Genomic DNA, 25,716 nt, shown 5'->3' with positions numbered 1-25,716 from the left:
ACGAGCAGCCGCATATCGCCGTCATATCGAAAACACCAGTCATATCGAGAGCGCTGGACATATCGAAAGCACTAGATGCCCGTGTGCAGGAACGGCGCCCAGAGCAGCGGGTCCGCCGGGTGGCGCGATCGCACGCGTTCCACGGCGGCGTGCAGCGCCCGGGCGGCCGCGGGCCTCGGCTCACCCGGCACGAGCCCACCGTACACGACATCACTGACCTCCGCGGCGACGGCGTCACGCACCGACCACAGAGTCGCCACGACCTGGCGGTACCCGACCACCTGCAAGGTCCCGGCCAGATGCAGCGCCTCGTCGGCCAGGTCGATGGCGCCCGTCGCCGTCTCGCACGCCGACAGGTACGCGAACGCGCCCGCGGTCCGCGTCCCCATCAGCTCCGCGACGGTCAACCGCCGGTCCCACAGCTCGACCCCGCTCGCCACCGCGTCGCGTTCGTCCTGCTGGGCGTGACAGGCCAGGTGGACCCAGCTGTGGTCGACGAGCGCCCGCCGCACGGCGTCGGTGGTCGCCGCGGCCTCGGACAGGATGGTGGCGGACGGGAGTCGGGTGCCCAGCAGGTCCAGCTCCGCCGGTACCGCGGGCAGGGGCGGGCGACCGGGAGGGGCGCCGACGCCGACGAGCAGGCAGTCACCGGAAGCGGGCTCCGGTCCGGTCAGCGCGGCCAGGGTCGGCGTGTACGAGCTGACGACCCGACCCGCCACCGTCTGCGCGAGGTCCGTCGGCTGGGTGTTGGTCCGCGAGTGCCTGCCCGCCGCGTGCAGGGGGAGCGCGGTCAGCGGCCCGGTCGGACACCACCAGATCCGGGGCGGCTCACCCTCGGGGACCCCGCGGTGGCCGAGGTCCTCCAGCACCGGCTCGGCGATCTCCGTCCACAGCCACTCCAGGATGTCCAGCAGCTCCCGGCGCTCGGTCTCCCGTTCCAGCGCCGTCCGCCGCCGGTCGGACACGAGCACGCGCAGCCGCCGGGCCCGCGCGGTGACCTCGACCGCGGTGACGGCCAGCGGTAGCGCCCGAACCGCGGGCCCGGGCGTCACGATCAGCGCGGAGCAGCCGAACCGGCTGACGTCGACCACGACCACCGGACCGGGAACCCCCAGGTCCAGGTCGTCGAACACCGCAGGCGCCAGGAAGCCCTCGAACTCCGGCAGGGCGCGGGCCTGGGCCAGCAGGTCGGCCCAGGCGTCCAGCAGCCGCAGCCGCATGCCGGGGCGCGGGACCTCGCCGGTCGGGTCGTCCAGCCTGCCGCGCAGCCGGTCGAGCCCCTCGGCGATCGACGGGGCGCTCTCGGCCAGCCGGGTCAGGTTGGAGCGCAGGTGCAGCAGCTGACCCCACATCAGCGCACGCCCCTGCTCGAGCACCTCGATCGCGCGCTTCGCGGACCCGGCCGCCACCTCCAGCGCCGCCGCGTCGCACGCCACCCCCGGCCGGGTCATGATCTGCGCCTGCTGGTGGTCCCGATCCCGCCCCCGCCAGGCGAGCCGGGCCAGCATGTCCACCGCGATCCGGTGGGCGGCGACCCTCGCCGTCAGGTCGGTGGTGGTGTCGGCCCACCACAGCGCCGCGTTGAGCCGCACGTCCGGTGGCGCGTTGTCCTGGGTCGCGGCCTCCGCGAGCAGGTCGGCGTCACCGGTGCGCGAGCCCAGGTTGAACGCGATGCCCGCGCGGCGGGGGTCGTCCGGCGCCACCAGCCGCAGGCCCTCGCGCTGGCTGGTGTCGAGGTGTGCGGCGCCGTCGTCCACGCCGAGCAGGGCCGCGCGCGTCGCGATGGCGCTGCCGTGGTTGGTCACGTAGGCGACGAGGTCCGGGTGGCTCGGTCCGGCGAGGGCGATGGCCTCCGCGTAGTGGCCGATCGCCAGGTTCAGGTCCCTCAGCCGACTCGGGCTCGACGTCAGGTACCGCCGCCCGTGCGCCTTGACCTGGCCGTCCGAGACCGTCCGCGCGCTCCCGGTGTCGGCGGGGTCCGCGTTCAGGCGTGCGGAGTACGCGTCGGCCAGGTTGCACAGGTACTTGGGCCGGTCCTCGTCGTCCGGCGCGGCGTCCACCGCCGCCTGACCCCAGTCGATCGCGGTGTCGATGTCCGCGCGCCGCCCCTCGTGGACGAAGCGCTCCCGGTGGGCGAGGCCGAGGTTGCTCAACGCCGCGGGCCAGGCGTCGTCATCGCGGGAGAGCCCTTCCACCGCCGCGAAGCCCGCCTCGATGGCCCGGGTGATGTCGTCGGGATCGCGCGTCAGCAGGTAGCGCTCGCGTCGGCCGTTCCCGATGTTCAGCAGCACCCGCGGGTCGTGGCCGTCTCGCAGCGCGGCGTCGTAGTACTTGAGCCCGAGGTCGGCGTCGATCATCTCGCGGGTCCTGCGGAACTCGCCGAGGAAGTGGTTGCCCGCGTCGACGAACCGGCTCACCGTCGACCGCGTGACCTGCTCGGCCCTGGCAGCGTCGCCGGGACGGGCCCTGCGTTCCAGCAACGCCAGGAGATCGTCGAGGACCTCACCGCCCGCCACACCGGGCATCGTGTCGGCCAGGTGCTGTTCAGCGGCGAGGACGGCCCAGTCCAGCGCCGCCCCGTCCCGGTCCGCGCACCGGCGGGCCGCACCGGCGCGGACGGCGATGAGGGTGCTGACCAGCGGTTCGTCGTCCGGGGCGAGCGCGAGGCCGATGGTGCTCATCACGAGGGCGCCGTAGTCGTCGATCTCGCTGTCGGTCGCCCGGCTCATCTGCCAGGCGAGGGTGCCCGCGGTCCGCCACCGAGCCTCACCCGGCAGCACGCGTCCCCGGTCGTCGAGGAACGGCACGTCCTTGGCGCTCGCTCGCGCGGTGACCAGGACGAGGTGCTCGACGGCCCGGGACTCGGTCGCCAGCAGGACGAGCCGGGAGACCCGCGAGTACCACCCGATGCGACTGACCAGCTCCTGCGCGGCCGCCGATACGCCGACGTGGTGCGCCTGGTACACGAACTCCCTGCGCCACCAGTAGGCCAGCGCGAGTCCCGGCGAACCCCGGTCACGGGCGGAGCGGATGAGCTCGGTCAGCCGCCGCAACGCCGCCGGGGTGGCCAGGACGGGGTTCGCGTCGTACAGGGCGACCAGGTCCGCCGCGCTCCCGGCCTCGACCAGCGCGGTCATGACGTCCTTGGCCTCGGCACGCCGCCGGAACACCCCCATGACTCGGTGATCATGGCGGACCGGGCTGTGCCAGGCTAGAGCCGAACGCGGCGGATCTGTCCCGGGGAGGGTGGGCGGTTGGACGGCGAGGTCGACTTCGAGGACACAGCGGACTTCGAGTGGACAGTCCGGGCATTCGAGGCGCTGGAGAGCGGTCGCCTGCGCGGCAGGGTGTTCACCGCGGACGGCGTCGTGTCCACCCACGTGTGGGGCCAGTGCCCGCGCTGCGCCCACACCCTCGACGACCGGCAGGTCCACACCGCCGTGATCACCGGTCCGAGCCGGGAAACCGACGTGGCGGACGAGCCGCCCGCGTTGGCCGTGGACATCGCCTGCCAGTGCGGCCACCCCCATCCGCAGGCACCGGAAGGCGTCGCGGGTTGCGGCGTCAGCTTCCGTGTCGAGTTGGTGCTCGGATGAGCGGGTTCCGCCGCCCCGCGTCGCCGCCGGAGCCCGTGAGCCGGGCGGAGCACGCCGCCTTCGCCGCCCTGGTCGCCGAGTCGCTGCCCGCCGTCCGGGCGAGCGCGGCGGCGTGGCGCACCGGACTGACCGCCCTGGTCACCCTCATCACCGCCGCCATCGTGCTGCAGGGCAGGCGCGCCACCGCGGACCTCACCCCGTCGTGGCTGCTCGCCGTCACCGTCCTCATCGGCGGCGGCCTGGCCTGCTGCGCGGCGGGCCTGTGGCGGGTGCTCGCGGCCGAGGCCGGTTCCCGCACCACCACCCTCACCCTCGCCGACATCCACGCCCGCCACGGCTCGGTCGCCGCCTACCAGGCCGCCCTGGCGGTCAAGGCGGGCAAGCAGTTGCGCCAGGCCCGCGCTCTTGTCGCCGTCGCCCTGTGCCTGCTGTTCGCGGGCACCGTGGCGACCTGGTGGGCGCCGCCCGCCCCCAGGCTGCTCAAGGTCACGCACGGCAACACCACGACCTGTGGCCCGCTCCAGTCCGCGGACGGCGGGCGCGTCCGCATCACGCTGCCGGGCACCAATGTCTTCTCCGACATCGAGTTCACCGACGTCACCGGCATCGCCGTCGTGACCTCCTGCTGACCGGGACGCTCCGCCGTGGACAGTCGGGCCGGGCGCGGAGAACCTCCGACGAACAGCGGATGAAAGCGGCTTCGCGTTCGTGACGCCCGGGCCCCGCGCGCTCTAGCGTCCGGGACATGATCGGTGTGCGTCGGATCGCGCTGGCCTGCGCGATGTGTGTGGTGTGCCTGCTCGTGGCGGTCGGACCGGCCGGGGCGGTGGGCAACGGGGTGGACCCGGGGACGACGGTGATCCGCGAGCCGGTGAGCGGGCGCGCGGTCGACGACTGGAAGCTCGCCGGGCGCGCGAGCGCGTCGGGGGTGCAGGTCGCGCCGCAGTGGGTGCTGACCACCAGGCACGCGCCGGGGTCGGTCGGCGGGTCGTTCACCAACGCCTACGGGACCGCGAGGATCGACTCGGTGACCTCGTGCCCGGGGGCGAACTGCGACCTCAGCCTGTCCCACCTCGCCGTGGCGCTGCCCGCGCCCGCGTTCGTCGACCTGGTGGACAACGGGATCCCGCGGGCGGACAACACCCTCGCAGGCTCGGTGCTCGCGGTCGGCATGGGCGGCGGGAAGCTCACGGCGGGCTGGACGTCGCCGACCGGTGGGCTGATGCTGTCCACTTTGGTCAACCCGCCGACGGCGATCCCCGGCGACAGCGGCGGTCCCGTGTTCTACCACCGGCCGGGCGACACCAGCGGGCACCTGTTCGGGCTGATGACCTACGCCTCGACCGGCGTGATCAGCGGGGTGCCGCAGTTCTCCGCCGAGGCCAAGACCTTCATCAGCGGTGTCGTGGGGACCGCGGTCCGGTGGACGACCTTCGACCAGCTCGGCCCGCGGCCGCAACTGCCCGCCGCGATCACCGACTTCACCGCATCCGCGACGCAGAACTCGATCCGGATGGACTGGAAGCCGGTCCCCGCGGTGACGGCGTACACCGCGGTGCTGATCAACCCGGACAACCCGGCCGACCGCACACTGGTGCGCACCACCGCCACCACGGCCACCTTCGCCGTCACCGCGGGCGTGCGGTGGGGCGCGTTCGTGCTCCCGGAGACCGCGAACGGACAGGCCCTGGTGCCCGCCGGGATGGACACCATGGGGTCGACGATCACCTACAAGTACTTCCGCTACGTCGCCGCGGGCCCGCCGCCTTCGCCGGTCCGTGGCGTCACCGTCGAATCGACCTCGACCGGGTTCACCGTCGTCTGGGAGCGCGGTCCCGAGGCGCTGCCGGACGTGAACGACACCGAGGTCCGTGTCTGCGCGTCCAGCGACATCCTGTGCGGGCGCGCCATTGTCCGGGTGAACTCCGAGCAGCCCGGGGTGGGCATCACCGTTCCCGGCGTGGCCTACGGCGACCGGTTCATCCTGGCGCTGACCGACCACAACCCGGCCGGGACGGCGGCACAGGTCGTCGTGCCGGTGACCCACCTGCCGCTGCTGCCGCCGACCGCGGCCCGCTCGCTGTCCGCCCACGTGACCGACACGAAGATCACCTTCGGCTACGACTCCCGCGGCGACGACCCGGTCACCCTGGTCCCGCTCGGCCGCTACCGCCAGCACGCCCCTGCCGACATCTACCTGGTGTCGTTCATCGACCTGCAGGGCCGCAAGCGCACCCTCCCCGCGGTCAACCCCGCGACCCAGCCCACCTTCGACGTGAACCCCGTGACCTCCCGGATCACCCCGGGCCGCTACGACTTCACCCTGACCCCGCACAGCTGGAACTGGGGCGACGGCAAGCCGATCACCCTGTCGGTCCAGATCGGCACCCCCGGCGACTACTCCGTCGCGGCCAAGGTACCGCCCGCGCCCGTGTTCACCGGCGTCAACCCGATCACCTGGACGCAGCCCGCGCCCACCGCGAACCAGTCCGGTGTGGACTCCTACCTGCTGGTCGAACTGGTCAGCGGCCAGGTCTACGAACTCGGCTCCGAGCAGCGCGACTTCGACCCGTACTCGGCGCACCTGCAACGGGACCAGCAGTGGCGGGTCATCGCGGCGAACTACGAGTACGGCCAGTCCCTGCCGACGACCGCCGCCCCCATCGAGGTCCTCGGCGACTGACCGGACCACGACCACTGCCCGGCGATGTCCGGGCGGTGGTCGCGGTTCCCGCTAGGCGAGGTGGTCGACGAGGGTCTTGGCGATCACCGGGGCGCTGGCCGGGTTCTGGCCGGTGATCAGCGGGCCGTCCTGCACGACGGTGGGCTGCCAGTTCGCGGCGGACCTGGTGAAGTTCGCGCCGCGCAGGGTGAGGTCGTCCTCCAGCGAGAACAGCAGGTGGCGGGCCAGGTCGAGTTCGTCGTCCTCGGTGTTGGAGAACCCGGTGACGGTGCGCCCGGCCACGTACGGGTCGCCGTCCGGGGACCTCACGTCGCGCAGGATGCCGGGGGCGTGGCAGACCATGGCCACCGGGGTGTCGGCGGCGAGGGCCTGCTCGACCATCCGGATCACCCGGGAGTCGACGGCCAGGTCCCACAGCAGGCCGTAGCCGCCGGGGAAGAACAACGCGTCGAAGTCGCGGTGGTCGACCGCGGCCAGCGCGGCGGTCTCCCGGATGGCCAGCATCCCGGCCGGGTCCTGGGCGAACCGCTCGGTGTTCGCCGTGGTGAACGGGGCCTGCTGGCTGAGGTGGTCGATGGGTGCCTCCCCGCCGAGCGGCGAGGCGAAGACGACCTGGTAGCCGGCCTCGGTGAACACGTAGTACGGGGTGGCGACCTCTTCGAACCAGGTGCCGGTCTTCTTGCCGCTCACGCCGAGGTCGGCGTGCGAGGACATGGTGACGAGGATCCGCCGCGGTCGGGACATGGTGTGCTCCTTCGGGTCTCTACCTACTAGTAGATAGGGAGAGCCTCTCGGTCGGGACGCGCGGCCGTCAAGCGGGTGAGAGAGTGCTCACGCCTACCTATCAACAGGTAGGCTTTCCGGTATGGACCGAGTCGACACCCGAGGCGCCCTGCTGGACCACGCGACGCGGCTGGTCCGCACCCGGGGCTACTCCGCGTTCAGCTACGCCGACCTCGCGGCCGCGGTCGGGATCCGCAAGGCCAGCGTCCACCACCACTTCGCCACCAAGGAAGAACTCGGCGTCCGGCTCGTGGCCCGCTACACCGAGCGCTTCCAGGCCCGACTGGCCGACATCGACCAGCACGCCACCGGCCCGGTCGACGCCCTCGAGCGCTACGCCGCCCTGTACCGCGAAGGCCTGTCGGACGGCGAGGCCTGCCTGTGCGGCGTGATCGCCGCCGAGATCGCCGCCGTGCCCCCGGCCGTCGCCGCGGGCGTCGCCGACTTCTTCCGCGTCAACCGAACCTGGCTGACCACCCTCATCGAGACCGGCGCGCACTCAGGAGTCCTGCACCCCCAACGGACTCCCGCCGACCACGCCGCGACCCTGCTCGCCACCCTGGAAGGCGCCATCTTCGTCGCCAGGGCCTACGACGACGTTGCCGCGTTCGACCAGATCGCCACGACCGCGATCGCCACGCTCACGGCGTGAGAGGTCCCTCTCGCGCTAGCGAAGCCATCCACTCCGGTAGAGCACGCCCACTGCCTCCGCCCGGTTCCGCGCCCCCAGCCTCTGGTGGGCACTGGCCAACTGGTTCTTCGCGGTGTGCGGGCTGATGCCCAGTCGCCTCGCCGCCTGGCGGGTGGTCGCTCCCCGGGCCACCGCCTCCAGGACAGCTCGTTCGCCCGGGGGTAGTCGACGGATCTGTTCGCGTTCCGGGGGTTCGGCGCGGAACATGACGAGAGTGCCCGAGTGGGATCGTCGGGCGCGCACGGTGGACGCGCCGAGGCGGATGTCGGCTCGGCGCGCGGCCACCACGAGCTGGGAAGTCGTTGAGGACAGCGGCGATCCGGGCGCGAACCGGTGTCCCGCGGGCACCGCGCCGGGATCGCCCGAGGTCATCACGACGACCTCGGTGTGGTTGACGTAGGCGAGGAACACGCTTCTCCCAAGGCAGGCCGTGACCTCCAGGTGACCCACCAGTCGGCAGATCAGCGCTGTCTCGGCGGCCTTGTTCAGCGCGTCGAGCAGGTGTGGTTGCAGGTGCGCCATCAGTGCCACGTCGCGGTCCGAGAAGTCCGCACCACCGCGGCTGAGCGCGACGGCGTGCACCTCACCACTCGAGAGCGGCAGGGCGAGCGCGAGTTGTCGGTCGACGCCGATGGGCCGGTAGAAGTACTCGTACAGCTCGCGAGTGCGCAGTTCCCGCAGCGCGACGATGTCCGACCAGCGCGTGGGGGAGACCTGCCGGGTCCGCGCGTACCACCTCAGCAGCGGTTGTTGGCCGATGTACGCCTGGTAGGCGTCGCGGTCCGCGGCGTCCATCGCGCCGGGCGGCCAGGTGCGGAACTCGTTGCGCATCCGCCGTGCCTCGAAGATGTTGCTGGTGGCGATCTCCGCGCCCACCGCCTTCGTGAGTGCGGCGAGGACCGACGGGACGACGGTGTCGAGCCGGGAGTGGTCGATAGTAGCAGCGATCTCCCGCACCAGAAGGAAATCCGCGTTCGTCACCTCGCGCACCGGTACCTCCTCCCGCGCCCGCCGCGAATGGGGTTTTCTTCCTATGTCGATCCCACGGGCATCCAGGACAGACTGCCTGCGTCGGCACGAACGGCCGTCGTACGCCACCTGGAAGGACACGCCATGATCGACCCGCGCGCGGCACGCACGCAAGAGTCCGCGCCACTTCGTCCGACTTCTGACACGCGCCCATCGGACGGGCTCAGATGACCACGACGCGAGTCCTCGATGGTCTGGTGCGCAACGAGGTCACCGACACCGCCGTCGGCCACCTCACGCAGGCGGGCGAGATCACCGGCGGGGTGCACCTCTATCCGCCCCAGCGCGACAACCCCGTGGAACGGTCACGTCCCCGGGGTCGGGTGTGGTACTCGACTGCGGCGATCGGGGCGGCGATGGCGATGTGCGTCGTGTTGGCCGCGACGGCATCCGATCGATCGGCCCCCGCCGCGGGCGTGGCCACCACCAGCGCCCCAACCACCACGGCACCGGCGACGACGACGTCCACGCCGGTGAACCACGTCGTTCCCGTTCCCCCGCAGGCGAACGAGCCACCTCCCAGGGCGAGCGTCGAGACGGCGACCGTCACGAGCGTCCAGGCACCACCGCCCGCGCTCGCACTTCCCGTTGCCGCGCAGGGGGAGTTGCTGGTCGGCATCGCGCCGGTGGCGAGCCCGCGTGCCGGCTATCCGCACACCTGCGTGATCAACGGCCGCCCTTACCCGAACTCCATCCTGTTCTCCCTGACCGCGTCCGAGGCCGCGCGGCTCGACTACCACCTGCCCGACGCCACGCGACTCGTCGCCACGATCGGGCTGGTCGACGTGCCGGGCGGGACCACGGCGGGGGCCACGGTCTTCGTCCAGGACGGCGGCACCGACCAGCGGACCGGGCTCTCCCCGAAGGTCCTGCCCGACACCAGGGTGTCCTACGGCCGACCCGTGGAGCTCGCCGTCGCCGTCCGGTCGGGCACGCCGCTGAGGATCCAGGGATCGGCGGGATCCGACCTCGTCCTCTGCGTCGGCACCCCGAGGATCGAGCGGCGTTAGCCGCTACAGCGAGGCGAGGTCGACGGCGTTCGCCATGGCGCGGTGGCCCGCGTCGTTGGGGTGCAGGTGGTCGCCGCTGTCGTACGCGGGGTCGAGGGCGTCCGGGTCGGTGGGGGAGACGACGGCGCGGTCGAAGTCGGCCACGCCGTCGAACTCGCCCGAGGTGCGGATCCAGGCGTTGACCTCATCGCGCACCGACTCACCCTGGGGGCGGTAGTAGTCCGAACCCTTGTACGGCATCAGGGTCCCGCCGACGACCCGCACACCCTTGGCGTGCGCTTGCCGGATCAGCTGGCGGTAGCCCGCGATCACGTCCGCGGCGGTGACGCGCGGGTTGGGCACGGCGCACTCGAAGTCGATCTCGCTGAACCCGATGTCGTTGATGCCCTCCAGCAGGATCACCGTCCGCACGTCGGGCTGCCCGAGCGCGTCCCTGGCGAACCGGTCGACGGCCCTGTCGCCGAAGCAGGGGGAGTCGTTGAGCACCCGGTTGCCGCCGATGCCCGCGTTCACCACGGGAACCCGACCCCTGAGGCGCTCCGCCAGCTCGTCCGGGTAGCGGTTGTCCGCGTCCGGTGTGGACCCCGCCCCCTCGGTGATCGAGTCACCGAAGGCCACCACCACGTTCCGCCGCGGCGACAGGTCGACCACCTCGACGCCGCTGACGTAGTAGAAGGACTGCGTCGTCTCGCCGAACGCGCCCGCCGCGACGTCGGCCCGATGATCACCGACAGCGTGGTAGCTCGTCGCGTCGGCGAAGGTGTGCCCGGTGACCTTCCCGGTCTTGGTGGGGAAGTAGAGCGTCACGCTCAACCGCTGCAACGGGGCGACCGGCAGCAGAACGAGATCCGTGACGATCTCCCCACCCGCCGGGACGACCACGGTCCGCTTACCGCCGAAAGTCAGGTGCCGCACCGTGTCACGCCGCAGCGCCGCGCCTTCCGCGGCCACCGCGACAGTCGCCCCGCCCACCTTCAGCGCGGTGCCGCTGTGGGCGTTGGACAGCCGCACCCGGACCGCGGGCCCACCCGCGCTGACCCGCACGACCTGCCGAACGGTGTCGTTGTCGAACCCCTCGACCGCCAACACCGGGCTCACCAGGACATGCGGCTCCTGCACCGACGTCGCCCAAGTCGCCGCCCACCCAAGCCCCGACTCCGCCCCAGCAGGCGGCGCAACCAGCGCCATCCCAGCCGTGAAAGCCAACCCCAGCACGACGATTCTCTTCACCGGTGCGCCCCCCGAAGCCGAGTAGAGGTCCAAACCAAAGATCAACCTACCGGCTGCGCGCCCCACCCTCCAGCGCTCTTTCCGCCGAAGGGTGTGACGGTACGCGGGCTGACTCGCTGAGCCGAGGCGCTACCGGGCGCGGCGTCGACCGGCGCGGATGCCTGCGGAGAAAGCGGCCGCGCTGGTGGTCTTGGTCGCGACTTCCGGCGCAGCCGCGGGTGCTGAGCGGTTCTGCTTGGGAGTCGACGGGACCTGGCGGCGTTTGGCGATCGCGGGCTTGCGGGGGGTGCGCGGCGACCGCTCCGTGACCGGTTTCGCGGTCGGCGCGACGAAGGTGCGCTCGCCGGGAGCGAGTTCGGCGAGCAGCGGGTGGCCGGGCCGCAGCCGGGTGATCGTGGCGGCGACGCCTGCCTTGCGGGTGAGGTCGCGGACGTCGGCGACCTGGGCGTCGGTCATCAGGGTGATGACGGTGCCGGACGCCCCGGCGCGGGCCGTGCGGCCCGAGCGGTGCAGGTACGCCTTGTGCTCGACCGGCGGGTCGGCGTGGATCACGAGTGCGACGTCGTCGACGTGGATGCCGCGGGCGGCGATGTCGGTGGCCACCAGGGTGCTCGCCCGGCCCTCGGTGAACGCGAGCAGGTTCCTGGTGCGCGCCGTCTGCCCCAGGTCACCGTGCAGTTCCACCGCGGGGACGCCCTCCGCCACGAGCTGGCGGGTGAGCCGCGTCGCGCCGCGCTTGGTCCGGGTGAACACCACCGCGCGGCCGGGCGCGGCGGTCAGGTCGACCAGGACCGGGAGCCGGGCCGCGGGCTGCACGTGCAGCACGTGGTGGGTCATGGCCGTGACCGGGGAGGACGGCGGGTCGGTGCTGTGCGTGGCCGGGTTGGACAGGAACCGGCGCACCAGCACGTCGACCCCGGCGTCGAGGGTGGCGGAGAACAGCAGCCGCTGGCCGCCGCGCGGGGTCTTGTCCAGCAGCCTGGTGACGACCGGGAGGAAGCCGAGGTCGGCCATGTGGTCGGCCTCGTCGAGCACGGTGATCTCGACGGCGTCGAGGTGGGCGTGCCCGGTGGCGATGTGGTCGGCGAGCCTGCCGGGGCAGGCGATCAGCACGTCGACGCCCGCGCGCAGCGCCGACACCTGGGGCCCCGGCCGCACACCGCCGTAGACGGTCAGCGTGGTCAGCGACAGGGCCTCGGCCAGTGGGGCCACGGACGCCGCGATCTGGTCGGCCAGCTCCCGGGTGGGGGCCAGGATCAGCGCCCGCGGTCTGCCGGGGCGCCGCGCCTTGGTGCTGCCCGCGAGCCGGGCGAGCAGGGGCAGGGCGAACGCGTAGGTCTTGCCCGACCCGGTCCGGCCGCGGCCGAGCACGTCACGGCCGGACAGCGAGTCCGGCAGCGTGGCGGCCTGGATCGGGAAGGGACTGTCGATGCCGCGCGCGGCGAGCACGTCGACCAGCGCGGCGGGCACTCCCAGCTCCGCGAAGGTCGGGCTCTCGGCCGGGGTGACCCCGGTCGTGGACGGGCTGGTCTTGCTGGGGCGGCGAGCCGCCATACGGTACTCCGGAACGTTGAGGGACGTCTCTAGCAGACGTGCGCCGCCAGAACCAAGCGCGCGTCGCAGACACGATGCGAAGGCAGCCCGCAGCGGTGCAGGGCGAGGCCGCACCCCGAACCCTACAGGACTGAGCGGCCGATGTCTGGTGATTGTCGCCGCACCCGGCGTCAGGTCCACCGTAGACGTCCCGGGCGGGCGTGTGGACGACCGTCGGAACCAGCGGGCTCCGCTGATCGGTCGGCGCGGACTTTCCTTGTCTGCCAAGGGAATCCGCGTGTCACCCGGTCGGCTGATTCGGGTGGTCGGGGTTGCTGCCTAGGCTCGGGGAAATCGCGTCGGGGAGGACGAGAAATGGTTACTGGCAGAAGAACCGCAGTGGTCTTGGCAGCGTGCGCCGGGCTGGTCGGCGTGACCGCGCCGACCGCGGCCGCCGACAACGCGGTGCTTGGCAGCACATGCCTCAACGGGTGGTACGCGTTCACCGTGACCGCCACCGCGGGTGACATCCCCGCGGGCAGCCAGTGGACCTCGCAGTGGGTGGCCGCCACCCAGGTCCCGGCCGAGTACGACGTCGTGTCCTACCCCGGCGTGATCACCTCGACCCCGGTCAACGCCCACCTGGTCACCCTCACCAACCCGGCGCCGATCGCCGCGGGCACCCGCGTCGTGCTGGAACCGCACGGTTACTCGCTGACCAACAAGAGCAGGCTCACCCTCCGCCTCTCCGGCTACGGCGGCTCGGTCGGCCGCACCTTCCCGGTCGGCGAGTGGCCCACCTGCTGACCGTCCCCCAGGTCCCGGCGCGCTGCTCGACGGTCACCCGGAGTCGGTGGACCCTGCGCGGTTCGCGGCCGTAGTAGGCGAGCGTGGTGAGCGGGATGTCCTCACCGGACCGAACGAGCAGCACGGGCAGTCTGGACGGCACCGTGCTCGCCTTGTTCTCGGCACTGCCGAGCCCGCTCACCTCGCCCCACGGCACAACCCGCCCGCCCCGAACAGCGGCCGCTCCCGAACTCCCGTGCCGTCCAGCCAAACCCCGGCGCGCGCCGCCGCACCCGCCATCCCCACCCCGAGGACGAGCGCCGCCACCCCAAGGCCCAGCACGCTGACATCTCCGTCCGCGTAGGTCAGCATCGCCACACCCAGCAAGCCGAACACCGCGCCGCACACCACCCCGAACCACATCCAGGGCGACCGAACGGCACCGGGCAACCGCAACGGGCTGTACTCGGACATGATCCCCATTGTCCAGCAAGGTCATGCGATGTTCCTGTGCGCCTTGGTGTTGACGGGAACCTGTCCTTGTGTCGCTTTGCCGGTGACCATCGTGACGAGGGTGTCGACGAGGTCGTCGCTGGTGGTGTGCCACTTCTCGGGGTCGAGGTGGCCGCTGAGTTCCATTCCGGCCATGCCGTGGGCGCTGGTCAGCAGGAGTGCGCCGTAGTGCCGTGCGGGTCCCGGGCCGACGAGGGCGGCGACGACGGCCAGGAACTCGTCTTGGAAGCGTTCGGCAGCGCGATCGGCGGCGGCGGGGTCGCCCGCGGGTCCGCAGAGCTTGCGGTGGACCTGATCGAGTCGCGCGATGCGGTAGCCGGGTGGCCGGAACAGCAACTGGTACAGGTGCGGCTGCTGCCTGCCGACGTCGATGAGGGTGTGGAGGGCGCCGCGCAGCGCGTCGGCGGCCGGGAGGGCCGGGTCGGTGCGCAGGGCGTGCACCCGGTCGCCGATGCGGGTCCACGCCTCGGCGGCGATGGCGGTGAGCAGGCTGTCCTTGTCGGCGAAGTGCCGGTACGGCGCTCCCCGGGTCACGCCCGCCCGCGCGCCCACCTCGCGGACGGTGACCGCCTCGGGGCCGCCGTGGTCGAGGAGTTCGGTCGCCGCGTCGAGCAGCGCGCGGCGGGTGGCGGCGGCGGATTCCGCGCGGGTGACCATGGCGCCCAGCATACAGTTGACGGTGTCATCTGAATTGGTAGCGCCGGTGGGATGACAACGTCATCTGAAAAGCTGGTCGTCGTGACCGGGGCATCCACCGGCATGGGCGCGGCAACGGCCCGTGAACTGGCCCGCCGGGGGTTGCGCGTCCTGGCGGGCGTACGACGAGACCGCGACGCCGACGCCATCCGGGCGGTGACGCGCGGGTGCTGCACGCGCTGGTCAACAACGCGGGCATCCAGGTGAACGGACCGGTCGAGGCCCTGCCGATGGCGCGGTGGCGGCGGGTGTTCGAGGTGGATCTGTTCGGCCACATCGCCGTGACCCAGGCGCTGCTGCCCGCGTTGCTGCGCGGCGGGGGGCGCGTGGTCAACATCAGCTCGACCGGCGGCACGGTCGCCATCTCGGGCGTGACCGCCGACGCCGCGGCCAAGGTCATCGCCAATGCCGTGACGACCCGCAGACCCCGCACCCGCTACACCATCGGCCGAGACGCCGCCCTGATCACCCGCCTGGCTCGCGTACTGCCTGACCGGGCCCTCGACCGCATCACCGCCACCAACCTCCGCCGCCACTACCCGAAGGCCTACGCCGGTTGACTCACATAGTGGTCAGAAGGCGTACGGGCCGAACCGTCCCCATGCCACCACCGCGGCGAGGACCAGCAGCGCCAGATTCAGTGCCAGGTAGCGGAATTCGCCACGCCGGGCGTGCACCACCATCGCGCCCGCCATCGTCACCGCCAAACCGGTGGCGGCGATCGGCACGAGGATCGGAGCGATGTCGATCACAGCGGGCAGCACGAGCCCGACCACGGCCAGCAGCTCGAGGACGCCGAGCACCTTGATCGCCACCGGCGGCCAGCCCCGGTACCAGCCGAGACCCGCCTCGACGAGCTGCTCCCGGTCGTACCGCAGTTTTGTCGTCCCCGGGTACACGAACGCGGCCGCCAGGAGCACGGCAATGACCCAGAGCGCGATGTGCATGATTCACCCTCGACACGGATAGAGTTAAACGGTGGGGCGAAAATAGCGGCTTTTGCCTGAAAAGTGCAAGTATTCACGTTTTGTGCCGAGCGGATAGGGGCGCCTGCCCTGCTCGCGGAAAGCTCCCGCCGGCTCTTCTCGCAAGCCGCAGTCCGGATGGCCGATGAGATGGGTATTCGCCGCACGTGGCCACGATGTTCGAGAACTTCTCCGAGTCGACGATCGACGTGGGCGCGGCGCGGGTGTTTGTGCGCCGACGTGGCATCGGGTCGCGCCGGTGTTGGTCGAGCAGGGGTTCACCGTGGTGTGCCCCGACCTGCGCGGTTACGGCAGATCGCGGGGACCGGACCACTCGGCACACTCCAAGCGGGCAGTAGCAGGCGACGCGAGGTCGCTGATGCGCGCCCTGGGCCACGACCGGTTCGCCGTAGCGGGTCATGACCGGGGGAGCGCGGTCGCGTTGCGTCCTGGTCCTCGACCACCCCGACGTGGTCCGGGCCATGCTGGAGGACTACCGAGCGGGCCTGACCATCGACCGCGTCCACGAGGAGACCGACCGCGCCGCCGGACTGCTTTCCTCCGTTAGGGGCGGTTTGGCGGCCCGCTGCCGGGGCATCCTCGCGAAACGACCTCGGGGAGAGTCAGATGGCCGACCAGTCCACTCGCCGTGATCCGCGCACGCAGTACCCGGGTCCGGTGGCCGCGGGGGAGGACATCGACCACCCCGGCCCCACCAACCAGATGGACAGCGAGCCCGATCACGGGGAGCGCACCTACCGCGGGTCGAGCAGGTTGACCGACACCGTCGCGGTGATCACCGGTGGGGACTCGGGTATCGGCCGCGCGGTGGCGATCGCGTTCGCCCGGGAAGGCGCGGATGTCCTGATCACCTGCCTGCCCGACGAGGAAGACGACGCGCGGGCCACCGTCGAGCTGGTGACCGACGCGGGCAGGCGCGCGGAGGTCGTCGTCTGCGACCTGAGTATCGAGGCCGAGAACGCGCGCGTGGTCGAGCAGGCGGTGGCCGCGTTCGGCCGCATCGACGTCCTCGTCATCAACGCCGCCTACCAGATGTCGCGCGACGGCGGGCTGCCGGAGATCGACACCGAGCAGTTCGACCGCGTCCTCAAGACCAACGTCTACGCCCTGTTCTGGCTCTGCAAGGCCGCGCTCCCGCACCTGGCACCGGGATCGTCGATCATCACGACCTCCTCCGTCCAGGCCTTCCAGCCCTCGCCGCACCTGCTCGACTACGCCACCTCCAAGGCCGCGATCGTCAACTTCACCAAGGGCCTGGCGCTCAACCTCATCGACCGCGGCATCCGGGTCAACTCCGTCGCGCCCGGCCCCGTCTGGACACCGCTCATCCCCGCCACCATGCCGCCCGACAAGGTCGAGTCCTTCGGCGCCCAGGCACCCCTCGGCAGGCCCGCCCAACCAGCCGAACTCGCCCCCACCTACGTCTTCCTCGCCTCCCAGGAATCCAGCTACACCACCGGCGAGGTCATCGCCGTCACCGGCGGATCTCCCATCACCTGAGCCGTAACACAGCCCACGTGGCGCGGCCGGGGGAAGTCGGCCAGTATCGCGCTCAGTGATCCATCCAGGCCCACCAGGGGAGAGCAGATGTCCAGCAGCCAGTCTGACCGCGCGCGGGAGTTGCTGCGCCTGCACCGCGACCCAGCCCTGCTCACCGTGGTGAACGTGTGGGACGCCATCACCGCCAAGGTGGTCGCCGACATCCCGGGCACCAAGGCGCTGGCCACCGCGAGCCACTCGATCGCCGCCAGTCGCGGTTACCCGGACGGCGAGAAGATCCCGGTGGCGGAGATGATCGCCGAGGTCAAGAACATCGTCGACGCGACCGACCTGCCCGTCACCGCCGACCTCGAGGGCGGGTACGGCGACGCGGCCGACACGATCCGCAGGGCGATCGCGGTCGGTGTGGTCGGCGCGAACCTGGAGGACCAGGTCAAGCCGATCGCCGAGGCCGCGGCGCAGGTGGCGGCGGTGATCGCGGCGGCTGAGGCGGAGGGTGTCGCGGACTTCGTGCTCAACGCCCGCACCGACGTGTTCGTCAAGGCGGGCGACCGCGACCCCGCCGAGGTGCTGGCCGACGCCATCGAGCGCAGCCGCGCCTACCTCGACGCGGGCGCGCCGGTGGTGTTCGTCCCCGGCAAGCTCGACCTCGACCAGGTCACCGCGCTGGTGGACGCGGTCGGCCCGCAGCGCCTGACCCTGATCGGCCTCCCCGGCACGCCCCCGCTGGCCGACCTGGAGCGCCTCGGTGTGGCCCGGGTGTCCTACGGCCCGCTGTCCCAGCGAGTCGCGCTCACCGCCCTGGCGGAACTCGTCGAATCCGTCCACCAGGGCGGCGGCGTCCCCGAGGGCACCCGACCGCTGAACTGACCCGCCTGCTCGGGGCACCCCGAAGCAGAGGAGGGCGCCGTGGGCAAGGTGGTCATGTACGGGTCGGTGCCGGTCGACGGCTCCATCGCGGACGACACCGACCAGCCCGGACCCCTGTTCGACTGGCTGACCAGCGGCGACGTCCCGCTGGACGAGACCGGCGCGCTCAAGGTGTCGCAGACGCCGTACGACCACACCCGGGCGTACTGGGACCGGATCGGCCTGGTCGACGAGGTGCGCATGGACGTCGTCCCCGTGGTGCTCGGCTCCGGCAAGCGCTACTTCGGCCCGGTCGACGCGCGGCACCTGCTGGAGGATCCCGAGGTGCTCCAGGGCAACCGAGTACTCCACCTGCGCTACCAGGTACGCCGCTGACCAACCCGGGCGTAGGAAGTCCACTGCGGACGATGATCAGGCCCAGGTGTCGGCAGGCCGGGTCAGGCGACGGGGTGCGGCGGCCGGAGGTTGTGCCAGGCGCGTCCAACCAGCGGTGCTCGGCCGCGGTCTTGATCAAACCCGCCACGGTGCCGCGCCGGTGCTGCTATCACTTCCTCCAGTGAGCGGAGGAGGTCCGGACATGGCGCAGCAGGACGATGTTGTCGAGCTCTACCTGACCGAGGTGGCCGAGGACCGCAGGCCGCTCTGGGACGACCTGGTGGAACTGCCGCGCTACGTCGAGTCGGTGCGGGTGGACATGGCGGCGTTCCGGGGGTTCCTGACCAGGCTCGGTGTCCACCGGATCCTGGCCGAGGCCACCCGGGTCCGCGTGGTGGGCACGGTGCGCGACGACATCCACGACCACCGCGTGCCCGACCGCGTGATCACGCTGCACCTGGGCGGGCTCCTCAAGGGGATCGACCGGGCCCGGCGCGCGGACCCGGGGCTCACCGACGCCGTCGCGGCCGAGCGGCTGGCCAGGGCGATGTCCGACGCCATGATCCACCTGGGTGGTCACCTCAGCTCGGACGTGGCCGCCAGCACGCCGCTCGACCGCGATGTCACCTTCGCCGGGAAGGTGGGCAAGGCGATCGGCTTCCTCATCGGGATCGGGGTGACGGCGGTCTTCGTCGCCTTGCTCGCGTTCGAGGAGACCTACATGTACCTGTTCATCGCCGAGATCTTCGCCTTCCCCTACCTCGGCTACCGCGCCGGTCGCTACGTGGGCGAGCAGCGCAGGCTGAGCCGCCAATTCGACTCCGGCGCGCGGGCCAGGGCCATCGAGGTCGGCCCCACCATGATCAGCGAGGTCTACGCGGACGAACCCCCGTTCGTCACCGTCACCCTGCGGCCGCTCGACACCTGGCCCGACTAGCGGATCAGGGCGGCCTCCGTCGTGGTGTGCAGGTGGTCGGCGCCGATCCGATCGGTGAAGCCGGTCTCGGCGAGCAGCGCTCGGACCTCGCGGTGAGCCCTGGCCAGGCGTAGCTCGACCCCGCGGCCCGACAGGTCGGCGTGGAGGTCGGACAGCATGTCCGCCGCGGGAACGTCGAGGTCCGTTGTGGACTCCAGGTCGATCACCACGGTGCGCGCCCCGCCCAACAGCGCGATGACGGCCTCGTGCACAGCGACGGCGTTGGCGAAGAAGACCGGACCATCCGGACGAACCACGAGCACGCCCGGCACCGGCGAGCCGTCGGCGACCAACCCGGTGCCGTCCGAGCCCCGTCCCAGCGTCGAGATCCCCGCGCGGGCCGCCCGGTAGATGACCGCCACCACGGACACCAGGACCGCCACCGCCAAGCCGGGCAACACGTCCAGTACCAGCACACCCAGCAACGCGACGGCGGCCAGCACGAAGTCGGTCCGGCGCAGTCGCCACAACCGGCGCAGTTGCCTGACCTTGACCATCCGCGACACGGCAACCAGCACGATCCCGCCCAATACCGCCTCCGGCAACGGGGCGAACAACCCGGTCAACACCAACGCGACCACGGCTGTGACCACGGCCGCGGTGAGCAGCGAGACAGCGGACCGGGCACCCGCCAGGTCGTTCGCCGCCGACTTCGACAGGCTCGCGCCGACCGGGTACCCGCGGAAGAAGCCCGCGCCGATGTTGGCCGCGCCCAACGCCCGCAGCTCGGCGTCGGGGTCGATCGTGTTGCCGTGCTTGCGAGCCAGGGACCGAGCCGGACCGATCGCCTCGGCGAAGGTGACCAGGGCCAGACCCGCCGCGCTACCCGCCAGCGTCACCAGGTCCTCGAAGGACACATCGGGCACGGCAGGAGTTGTCAAGCCGCTGGGCAGCTCGCCCACGACATCCACACCGTTGCCGTCGAGGCCGAGCAGCGCCGAGACCGCGATCCCGGCGACCACCGCGATCAGCGCCACGGGCACCCGAGGCAGGAACCGTTCCACGACGAGCATCAGCGCCACGCAGCCCGCCCCGACCGCCAGCGTGGCGAGGTGGGTGTCGCCCAGGTGCCGCACGATCAGCCAGACCCGGTCGAAGAACCCCTGGCCGCCGCCCTCGATGCCCAGCACCTTCGGCACCTGCTTCACGGCGATGACCAGTGCCAACCCGGTGACGAACCCGGTCAGCACGGACTCGGAGAAGAACTGCGAGAACCGCCCGAGCCGCAACACGCCCGCCAGCGCCATGACCAGGCCGGTGACGATCGCCAACGCGCCGGTGAGCGCGATGAACTCCGCCGATCCCGTCGCCGCGAGAGCGCCGACCGCGGCCGCCGACAGCACCGCGACCGTGGCGGAGTCGGCGATCACCAGCTGCCTGGAAGTCCCGAAGACGGCGTACAGCAGCAGGGCGACCGGGGTGATGGAGAACGCGGTCTGCGGCGGCATCCCCGCCAACTGCGCGTACGCCATGCCTTCCGGGACGACGAGCGCGGCGACGCTCAGCCCGGCGAGCAGGTCGACGGAAAGCCACGCCCGCCGGTACCCGGGTAGCCATCCGACTATCGGTACCAGCTTGGCCAGTGCGGCCATGCACCCTCCTTTGTCGACGGTCGGCCGTCAGTGTCGGGTCGCGGCCGGGCAGGGGCTTCACCTGTGACAGGTGGAGTCGACCCGGCGATGTGCTCGGTCCGCCCGCCGGGGGTGATGCGGTGCGCCGGTCGGCTGAACGACCCTGGCGGCATTCGTCGAGGAGAGGTCGAGACGCATGACGCGACAGCGAGGTGGGCCCGACGCGCGGGTGAACCCGACCCGGGGACGCGCGAGCGGGCACTGGGGCGTGCTCAACGGGGTGCTGATGGTCGGGGTCGGGGTGGCCGCCCTGGTCTGGCCGGGCGCCTCGCTGGTCCTGTTGGCGGTCCTGTTCGGGATCACGTTGATGGCCAACGGGGTCGTGCGCGTCGTGCAGGCCATCGCCGACTCCGGGTCCGGCGGGAGCCGGGTGCTGCTCGGCCTGCTCGGCGCGCTGTCGCTGCTGGTGGGCGTGCTGTGCCTGCGGGCGCCGTTGCAGACCCTGGCACTGCTCGCCGTGCTGATCGGCTCGTGGTGGCTCGTCAGCGGCGTCCTGGCGGTGGTGGCCGCACTCGGTGACGGCGGGGGAGGGGGCTGGTCGGTCGCCCTGGGCGTGCTGAGCGCGATCGCGGGCGTCTACGTCCTGGTACAGCCCGGGATCTCGCTCGCAGCACTGGAGGTCGCGCTCGGCGTCGGCCTGATCGTCCTCGGGGCCGTCACCGCCGTCGAGGCCGTCCGCACCCGCCCGACCGGGCGATGATCGCCCGCCGCGAGGGCATGGTGTGGATCGGGGCCGGGACGTTCGCGATGGGCTCCGACGAGCACTACCCCGAGGAAGCGCCGGTCCACGAGGTCGCCGTGGCCGGGTTCTGGATCGACCGGACCACGGTCACCAACCGCGACTTCGCCCGCTTCGTCACCGACACCGGGCACGTCACGGTCGCCGAACGCGCACCCGACCCGAGCGACTACCCCGATGTCGACCCGTGCTCACTGGTGCCCGCGTCGGTGGTGTTCGTGCCGCCACCCGGGCCGGTTGACATGCGGGACAACCACAACTGGTGGCACTACGTCCCGGGCGCGAACTGGCGGCGCCCGGCAGGCCTGGGCAGCTCGATCCGGCGGCTCCTGGACCACCCGGTGGTCCACCTCGCCTGGGACGACGCTGTGGCGTACGCGGCGTGGGCGGGCAAGGACATCCCCACGGAGGCGGAGTGGGAGTACGCCGCCCGCGGGGGACTGGACCGCAAGCCCTATTCCTGGGGCGACGAACTGACCCCCGGCGGGGCGCACATGGCCAACACCTGGCAGGGGCCCTTTCCCTATCGCAACACCGTGGAGGACCGCTTCACGGGGACCGCGCCCGTGGGTTCGTTCCCGGCCAACGACTACGGCCTGCACGACATGATCGGCAACGTGTGGGAGTGGACCTCGGACTGGTACGCGCCGCACTCCGCGCCGGTCCGCTCGTGCTGCTCTGCGTCCACATCGGACGTACCCCGGCGCGTGGTCAAAGGCGGGTCCTTCCTGTGCGCACCCGACTACTGCCGCCGCTACCGCCCCGCCGCCCGCATGGGGCAGCCCGTCGACACCTCGACCTGCCACCTCGGCCTGCGCCTGGTGGCCCGGCCGTGACCGAACATGCTCCGCCACAGGTGAGGCGGCGCGCCGACTCCGGATCGGACAGTGACACCATGGACCCTTCGAACAAGCCCAACATCCTGGTCATCTGGGGTGACGACATCGGCATCACCAACCTCAGCTGCTACGGCGACGGCGTGATGGGCTACCGCACCCCGAACATCGACCGCATCGCCACCGAGGGCATGCGGTTCACCGACGCCTACGGCGAGCAGAGCTGTACCGCGGGCCGGTCGTCGTTCATCACCGGCCAGAGCGCGTACCGCACCGGTCTGTCCAAAGTGGGCATACCGGGCGCCGACACGGGGTTGCGGGCCGAGGACCCGACGATCGCCGAACTGCTCAAACCGCTCGGCTACGCCACCGGCCAGTTCGGCAAGAACCACCTCGGCGACCGCAACGAGTTCCTCCCGACCGTGCACGGCTTCGACGAGTTCTTCGGCAACCTCTACCACCTCAACGCCGAGGAGGAGCCCGAGCTGCCGGACTACCCGCCCACCGCCGACTTCCCCGAGTTCCGGGAGCGCTTCGGGCCGCGCGGGGTCCTGCACTGCTGGGCCACCGAGGACGATGACCCGACCGAGGAACCCCGCTACGGCAGGGTAGGCAGGCAGCGCGTCGAGGACACCGGCCCGTTGAACAAGAAGCGGATGGAGACCATCGACGACGAGATCCTGGACCACGCCTGCGACTTCATCCAGCGCAAGCACGCCGAGGGGACCCCGTTCTTCGCGTGGGTCAACACGACCCACATGCACCTGCGCACCCACCCCAAGCCCGACAGCGTCGGCCAGGCCGGGCGCTGGCAGTCCCCGTACCACGACACCATGATCGACCACGACGCCGTCGTCGGGTCGCTGCTCGACCTGCTCGACGACCTGGGCATCGCCGACGACACGATCGTCGTGTACTCCACGGACAACGGCCCGCACACCAACACCTGGCCGGACGGCGGCACGACGCCGTTCCGCTCGGAGAAGAACACCAACTGGGAGGGCGCTTTCCGCGTCCCCCAGGTGATCCGCTGGCCCGGCCGGATCGCGCCGGGAACGGTGAGCAACGAGATCATCAGCCACCACGACTGGCTGCCCACCTTCGTCGCCGCGGCGGGCGAGCCCGACATCGTCGCCAAACTCCTCGACGGCCACCGCGCGGGCGACAAGACCTTCCGCGTCCACCTCGACGGCTACAACATCCTCCCGTACCTCACCGGCGCGGCCGACTCCACCCCCCGCCCCGGCTTCTTCTACTTCTCCGACGACGGCGACCTGCTGGCGCTGCGCTTCGACAACCTCAAGATGGTCTTCATGGAGCAACGGGCCACCGGCACCCTCCAACTCTGGGCCGAACCCTTCGTCGCGCTCCGCCTCCCCAAGCTCTTCAACCTCCGCACCGACCCCTTCGAACGAGCCGACACAACCTCGAACACCTACTACGACTGGTTCCTCAACGAGGCGTTCCTGGTGCTGGCCGCCCAGGCGCTGGTCACCCGCTTCCTGGCCACCTTCACCGAGTTCCCACCCCGCCAACGAGCCGCCTCCTTCACCATCGACCAAGCCCTCGCCCGCCTCGAAGCCACCATCACCACCGGCCGCTGACCCCCGGCCCTGGTGGACAACGCCCCGTCCACCAGGGCCGCCCGGGGCGGCTGCCCCGTCCTGGGGCTGTCGGCCACTGAACCCGTCACCCACTCGGCGGGATGATGTCCGGCGTTCTCGGTCGCGCGGTGTATCACGTGTACGTGTGCAACGGGAGGTCCTCCGACCACTGGCCAGTGGAGTTCTCCACGACCCGCAAGTCAGCCTCGTGCGCCAACGCGACACGCTGACACCTTCCTCGCCGATGTCGGCTTCCCGCTCCGAACGCACGGCATCGGCGGATCCCCTGCCCCGGTGGAAGCCCCTCCGCCCACCAGGGCCACGCGCGGCCTTGGCGGGCAGGGGAGTGTCCATCAAGGCCGGTTCGGGCGCTCGGACCGTTCAGGACGTGGGTCGTTCGTCCACGACCTCGATCAGCTTGCCGGTCCGGGCGTTCGTGGCCAGTTCCGAGGGGCGGACCCATTCCACGGTGATCGGGTGGATGAGGCCCCGGCGGACGGCGGTGGGGTAGGGCGGGCTGGCGGCGTAGACCGCTTCGATGATGGTGTGGTCGAGGCCGGGTGGGGGCGTGTGGGTAGCCAGGCGCAGGATGAGGCCGTCCTTGGCCTCCCAGCGGCGGGCCACGAGTTGCATGCCGGTGATGGCGCCGTGCACGTCGGCGCGGGTGATGACGGTGCGGATCTCGCCGGGGCGCAGGACGTCCGGGCCGACCTTGACCGAGTCCTCGGACCGGCCGAGCAGGCGGAACCGCCCGAGCTCGGGGTCTGTCCACTCGGCACGGTCGCCGACCGGGTAGCGGATGACCGGCATCAGGGTCCGGGACGTGTTGGTGGCCACCAGCCTGCCCGGGACACCGACGGCGGTGATGGGTTCGCCGGTGGTCTCGTCGTGGATCTCGATGAGGCTGTACGGGGCGAGGGTCTCGTGCACGCGGACGTCGTCGCCGGGCACGGGAGCGCCGAGCGGGCCGCCGTCGACCGCGGCGTACCCGAGGGAACCGATGCTCGCCCGCGGGAACGCCTTGGCGAGCACCGAGCGGACGTCGTCGAAGAGGGGTTCGCCCGCGAACAGCAGCAGTTCGACCGACTCGGCCACCTCGCCCCGCTCCAGCAGCAGGTCGGCGACCTTGACCAGGGTGGAGGCCATGCCGCAGGTGACGTTGACGCCGAACTCCCTGATCGTCTCGGCGACGAACTCGACCGGGGCGGTGCCGGCGATCGGCAGCCGCAGGTTCTCCACCGACGCCTTGGCCAGCACGTCGTTGGTGAACAGGAACCCGCTGTAGAGCTCGCCCGCCACGAACAGGTTCGCCACCCGGTGGCCGGGCCGCAGCCCCGCGCGGACCAACCCGGTGCCGAACGCGACGGCGGCGTCGTTGTTCTCCTCCTCGTCCCACGGCGAGAACTTCGGCGCACCGGTCGTGCCGCCGGACTTGTAGACGATCCCGTTGGTCAGCGGCCTGGTGAGCACCCTGTTGTCCGGGAACGTGTTCGCGGCCCAGAACGCCTCCTGGTCGACGACCGGGAGTTGGCTCAGATCCGTGATCACCGCGGGCAGGTCGTGGTAGAGCTCGGCGTAGAAGGGGGAGTTGCGGCGGGCGTAGTCGACCAGCACCTGCAAGGACTTCGCTGGCACCTGAACCTCTTTCG

26 protein-coding genes are annotated in these 25,716 nt (G+C 71.6%); 16 read left to right on the top strand and 10 right to left on the bottom strand.

Annotated elements, in window-relative coordinates:
- Window positions 1-71 precede the first annotated feature (71 nt).
- Window positions 72-3,176, bottom strand: a complete 3,105-nt coding sequence (locus BMY07_RS04225) for a CHAT domain-containing protein (RefSeq protein ID WP_092775109.1) — start codon at window positions 3,174-3,176, stop codon at window positions 72-74.
- Between the two features lie 78 nt (window positions 3,177-3,254).
- Here BMY07_RS04225 and BMY07_RS04220 point away from each other — a divergent pair, with 78 nt between their 5' ends.
- The 3 genes from BMY07_RS04220 (at window position 3,255) to BMY07_RS04210 (ending at window position 6,279) form a co-directional block, all read left to right on the top strand.
- Window positions 3,255-3,596, top strand: coding sequence for a hypothetical protein (locus BMY07_RS04220; protein WP_092775108.1), 342 nt, complete (start codon window positions 3,255-3,257; stop codon window positions 3,594-3,596).
- A complete protein-coding gene (locus BMY07_RS04215) occupies window positions 3,593-4,225 on the top strand; it encodes a hypothetical protein (protein WP_092775107.1) in 633 nt (210 codons plus the stop codon). Before BMY07_RS04220 ends, BMY07_RS04215 begins: the two co-directional genes overlap by 4 nt.
- A 116-nt stretch (window positions 4,226-4,341) precedes the next feature.
- Entirely contained in the window at window positions 4,342-6,279 is a 1,938-nt protein-coding gene (locus BMY07_RS04210; RefSeq protein WP_092775106.1) for a hypothetical protein, read from the top strand.
- A gap of 51 nt (window positions 6,280-6,330) precedes the next feature.
- Here the strand turns inward: BMY07_RS04210 and BMY07_RS04205 are convergent, their stop codons facing one another.
- The gene (locus BMY07_RS04205; protein ID WP_092775105.1) at window positions 6,331-7,023 is read right to left on the bottom strand and encodes a type 1 glutamine amidotransferase domain-containing protein; all 693 of its coding nucleotides are present in this window, start codon (window positions 7,021-7,023) and stop codon (window positions 6,331-6,333) included.
- Between the two features lie 121 nt (window positions 7,024-7,144).
- On the opposite strand from BMY07_RS04205, the gene BMY07_RS04200 reads away from it, so the two are divergent.
- A complete protein-coding gene (locus tag BMY07_RS04200; protein WP_092775104.1) occupies window positions 7,145-7,714 on the top strand; it encodes a TetR/AcrR family transcriptional regulator in 570 nt (189 codons plus the stop codon).
- A gap of 15 nt (window positions 7,715-7,729) precedes the next feature.
- Here BMY07_RS04200 and BMY07_RS04195 read toward each other — a convergent pair whose 3' ends face one another.
- Window positions 7,730-8,743, bottom strand: a complete 1,014-nt coding sequence (locus tag BMY07_RS04195) for a helix-turn-helix transcriptional regulator (protein ID WP_218150589.1) — start codon at window positions 8,741-8,743, stop codon at window positions 7,730-7,732.
- 206 nt (window positions 8,744-8,949) lie between these two features.
- On the opposite strand from BMY07_RS04195, the gene BMY07_RS04190 reads away from it, so the two are divergent.
- Window positions 8,950-9,792 carry a hypothetical protein gene (locus BMY07_RS04190; RefSeq protein WP_092775103.1) on the top strand — a complete coding sequence of 281 codons (843 nt, stop codon included), beginning with the start codon at window positions 8,950-8,952 and terminating at the stop codon, window positions 9,790-9,792.
- A gap of 3 nt (window positions 9,793-9,795) precedes the next feature.
- On the opposite strand, the gene BMY07_RS04185 is transcribed toward BMY07_RS04190, so the two are convergent.
- On the bottom strand, window positions 9,796-10,890 hold the full coding sequence (locus BMY07_RS04185) for an SGNH/GDSL hydrolase family protein (RefSeq protein WP_245782193.1): 1,095 nt from the start codon (window positions 10,888-10,890) through the stop codon (window positions 9,796-9,798).
- 261 nt (window positions 10,891-11,151) lie between these two features.
- On the bottom strand, window positions 11,152-12,576 hold the full coding sequence (locus BMY07_RS04180; RefSeq protein WP_092775101.1) for a DEAD/DEAH box helicase: 1,425 nt from the start codon (window positions 12,574-12,576) through the stop codon (window positions 11,152-11,154).
- A gap of 378 nt (window positions 12,577-12,954) precedes the next feature.
- Between BMY07_RS04180 and BMY07_RS04175 the strand changes: the two genes are divergently transcribed.
- On the top strand, window positions 12,955-13,362 hold the full coding sequence (locus tag BMY07_RS04175; protein ID WP_092775100.1) for a hypothetical protein: 408 nt from the start codon (window positions 12,955-12,957) through the stop codon (window positions 13,360-13,362).
- Between the two features lie 177 nt (window positions 13,363-13,539).
- Here BMY07_RS04175 and BMY07_RS04170 read toward each other — a convergent pair whose 3' ends face one another.
- Together BMY07_RS04170 and BMY07_RS04165 are read right to left on the bottom strand one after the other, a co-directional pair.
- On the bottom strand, window positions 13,540-13,815 hold the full coding sequence (locus BMY07_RS04170) for a hypothetical protein (RefSeq protein WP_143073342.1): 276 nt from the start codon (window positions 13,813-13,815) through the stop codon (window positions 13,540-13,542).
- Between the two features lie 21 nt (window positions 13,816-13,836).
- Window positions 13,837-14,511, bottom strand: a complete 675-nt coding sequence (locus BMY07_RS04165) for a TetR/AcrR family transcriptional regulator (protein WP_245782192.1) — start codon at window positions 14,509-14,511, stop codon at window positions 13,837-13,839.
- Window positions 14,512-14,562: 51 nt separating this feature from the next.
- Between BMY07_RS04165 and BMY07_RS36140 the strand changes: the two genes are divergently transcribed.
- The gene (locus tag BMY07_RS36140; RefSeq protein ID WP_425426228.1) at window positions 14,563-14,757 is read left to right on the top strand and encodes an SDR family NAD(P)-dependent oxidoreductase; all 195 of its coding nucleotides are present in this window, start codon (window positions 14,563-14,565) and stop codon (window positions 14,755-14,757) included.
- On the top strand, window positions 14,718-15,110 hold the full coding sequence (locus BMY07_RS04160; RefSeq protein WP_281245030.1) for an SDR family NAD(P)-dependent oxidoreductase: 393 nt from the start codon (window positions 14,718-14,720) through the stop codon (window positions 15,108-15,110). The genes BMY07_RS36140 and BMY07_RS04160 overlap by 40 nt, the downstream gene beginning before the upstream one ends.
- 12 nt (window positions 15,111-15,122) lie before the next feature.
- On the opposite strand, the gene BMY07_RS04155 is transcribed toward BMY07_RS04160, so the two are convergent.
- Window positions 15,123-15,497 carry a DoxX family protein gene (locus tag BMY07_RS04155; protein ID WP_092775097.1) on the bottom strand — a complete coding sequence of 125 codons (375 nt, stop codon included), beginning with the start codon at window positions 15,495-15,497 and terminating at the stop codon, window positions 15,123-15,125.
- A 163-nt stretch (window positions 15,498-15,660) separates the two neighbouring features.
- Here BMY07_RS04155 and BMY07_RS04150 point away from each other — a divergent pair, with 163 nt between their 5' ends.
- The 5 genes from BMY07_RS04150 (at window position 15,661) to BMY07_RS04130 (ending at window position 19,218) form a co-directional block, all read left to right on the top strand.
- Window positions 15,661-16,083, top strand: a complete 423-nt coding sequence (locus BMY07_RS04150) for an alpha/beta fold hydrolase (protein WP_245782191.1) — start codon at window positions 15,661-15,663, stop codon at window positions 16,081-16,083.
- 59 nt (window positions 16,084-16,142) lie between these two features.
- Window positions 16,143-17,036: an SDR family oxidoreductase gene (locus BMY07_RS04145; protein WP_092775096.1), complete on the top strand. Its 894-nt coding sequence runs from the start codon at window positions 16,143-16,145 to the stop codon at window positions 17,034-17,036.
- A gap of 87 nt (window positions 17,037-17,123) precedes the next feature.
- The gene (locus BMY07_RS04140) at window positions 17,124-17,906 is read left to right on the top strand and encodes an isocitrate lyase/PEP mutase family protein (RefSeq protein WP_092775095.1); all 783 of its coding nucleotides are present in this window, start codon (window positions 17,124-17,126) and stop codon (window positions 17,904-17,906) included.
- A 39-nt stretch (window positions 17,907-17,945) separates the two neighbouring features.
- Window positions 17,946-18,281, top strand: coding sequence for a dihydrofolate reductase family protein (locus BMY07_RS04135; RefSeq protein ID WP_092775094.1), 336 nt, complete (start codon window positions 17,946-17,948; stop codon window positions 18,279-18,281).
- Between the two features lie 202 nt (window positions 18,282-18,483).
- Window positions 18,484-19,218 carry a hypothetical protein gene (locus BMY07_RS04130; RefSeq protein WP_092775093.1) on the top strand — a complete coding sequence of 245 codons (735 nt, stop codon included), beginning with the start codon at window positions 18,484-18,486 and terminating at the stop codon, window positions 19,216-19,218.
- Here the strand turns inward: BMY07_RS04130 and BMY07_RS04125 are convergent.
- The gene (locus tag BMY07_RS04125) at window positions 19,215-20,849 is read right to left on the bottom strand and encodes a SulP family inorganic anion transporter (protein WP_092775092.1); all 1,635 of its coding nucleotides are present in this window, start codon (window positions 20,847-20,849) and stop codon (window positions 19,215-19,217) included. The genes BMY07_RS04130 and BMY07_RS04125 overlap by 4 nt on opposite strands.
- A 175-nt stretch (window positions 20,850-21,024) precedes the next feature.
- On the opposite strand from BMY07_RS04125, the gene BMY07_RS04120 reads away from it, so the two are divergent.
- Genes BMY07_RS04120 through BMY07_RS04110 form a run of 3 tightly spaced genes read left to right on the top strand, consistent with a single transcriptional unit; the run spans window position 21,025 to window position 24,067 of the window.
- The gene (locus BMY07_RS04120) at window positions 21,025-21,588 is read left to right on the top strand and encodes an HdeD family acid-resistance protein (RefSeq protein ID WP_092775091.1); all 564 of its coding nucleotides are present in this window, start codon (window positions 21,025-21,027) and stop codon (window positions 21,586-21,588) included.
- Window positions 21,585-22,463 carry a formylglycine-generating enzyme family protein gene (locus BMY07_RS04115; protein WP_092775090.1) on the top strand — a complete coding sequence of 293 codons (879 nt, stop codon included), beginning with the start codon at window positions 21,585-21,587 and terminating at the stop codon, window positions 22,461-22,463. Before BMY07_RS04120 ends, BMY07_RS04115 begins: the two co-directional genes overlap by 4 nt.
- Window positions 22,464-22,522: 59 nt before the next feature.
- Window positions 22,523-24,067: an arylsulfatase gene (locus BMY07_RS04110; RefSeq protein WP_092775437.1), complete on the top strand. Its 1,545-nt coding sequence runs from the start codon at window positions 22,523-22,525 to the stop codon at window positions 24,065-24,067.
- A gap of 381 nt (window positions 24,068-24,448) precedes the next feature.
- On the opposite strand, the gene BMY07_RS04105 is transcribed toward BMY07_RS04110, so the two are convergent.
- On the bottom strand, window positions 24,449-25,702 hold the full coding sequence (locus BMY07_RS04105; protein ID WP_092775089.1) for a phenylacetate--CoA ligase family protein: 1,254 nt from the start codon (window positions 25,700-25,702) through the stop codon (window positions 24,449-24,451).
- Window positions 25,703-25,716: the final 14 nt, after the last annotated feature.

It is taken from the genome of Actinokineospora terrae (genome assembly GCF_900111175.1).
Lineage (GTDB): Bacteria > Actinomycetota > Actinomycetes > Mycobacteriales > Pseudonocardiaceae > Actinokineospora > Actinokineospora terrae.
This window is presented reverse-complemented; position numbering and strand designations above follow the sequence as displayed.

Coding starts and splice junctions, on each gene's coding strand:
- BMY07_RS04225 (WP_092775109.1), bottom strand. CDS start 3,176: ATGGGGGTGTTCCGGCGGCGTGCCGAGGCCAAGGACGTCATGACCGCG.
- BMY07_RS04215 (WP_092775107.1), top strand. CDS start 3,593: ATGAGCGGGTTCCGCCGCCCCGCGTCGCCGCCGGAGCCCGTGAGCCGG.
- BMY07_RS04210 (WP_092775106.1), top strand. CDS start 4,342: ATGATCGGTGTGCGTCGGATCGCGCTGGCCTGCGCGATGTGTGTGGTG.
- BMY07_RS04205 (WP_092775105.1), bottom strand. CDS start 7,023: ATGTCCCGACCGCGGCGGATCCTCGTCACCATGTCCTCGCACGCCGAC.
- BMY07_RS04200 (WP_092775104.1), top strand. CDS start 7,145: ATGGACCGAGTCGACACCCGAGGCGCCCTGCTGGACCACGCGACGCGG.
- BMY07_RS04190 (WP_092775103.1), top strand. CDS start 8,950: ATGACCACGACGCGAGTCCTCGATGGTCTGGTGCGCAACGAGGTCACC.
- BMY07_RS04180 (WP_092775101.1), bottom strand. CDS start 12,576: ATGGCGGCTCGCCGCCCCAGCAAGACCAGCCCGTCCACGACCGGGGTC.
- BMY07_RS04170 (WP_143073342.1), bottom strand. CDS start 13,815: ATGTCCGAGTACAGCCCGTTGCGGTTGCCCGGTGCCGTTCGGTCGCCC.
- BMY07_RS04165 (WP_245782192.1), bottom strand. CDS start 14,511: ATGGTCACCCGCGCGGAATCCGCCGCCGCCACCCGCCGCGCGCTGCTC.
- BMY07_RS36140 (WP_425426228.1), top strand. CDS start 14,563: ATGACAACGTCATCTGAAAAGCTGGTCGTCGTGACCGGGGCATCCACC.
- BMY07_RS04155 (WP_092775097.1), bottom strand. CDS start 15,497: ATGCACATCGCGCTCTGGGTCATTGCCGTGCTCCTGGCGGCCGCGTTC.
- BMY07_RS04150 (WP_245782191.1), top strand. CDS start 15,661: ATGAGATGGGTATTCGCCGCACGTGGCCACGATGTTCGAGAACTTCTC.
- BMY07_RS04145 (WP_092775096.1), top strand. CDS start 16,143: ATGGCCGACCAGTCCACTCGCCGTGATCCGCGCACGCAGTACCCGGGT.
- BMY07_RS04140 (WP_092775095.1), top strand. CDS start 17,124: ATGTCCAGCAGCCAGTCTGACCGCGCGCGGGAGTTGCTGCGCCTGCAC.
- BMY07_RS04130 (WP_092775093.1), top strand. CDS start 18,484: ATGGCGCAGCAGGACGATGTTGTCGAGCTCTACCTGACCGAGGTGGCC.
- BMY07_RS04125 (WP_092775092.1), bottom strand. CDS start 20,849: ATGGCCGCACTGGCCAAGCTGGTACCGATAGTCGGATGGCTACCCGGG.
- BMY07_RS04120 (WP_092775091.1), top strand. CDS start 21,025: ATGACGCGACAGCGAGGTGGGCCCGACGCGCGGGTGAACCCGACCCGG.
- BMY07_RS04115 (WP_092775090.1), top strand. CDS start 21,585: ATGATCGCCCGCCGCGAGGGCATGGTGTGGATCGGGGCCGGGACGTTC.
- BMY07_RS04110 (WP_092775437.1), top strand. CDS start 22,523: ATGGACCCTTCGAACAAGCCCAACATCCTGGTCATCTGGGGTGACGAC.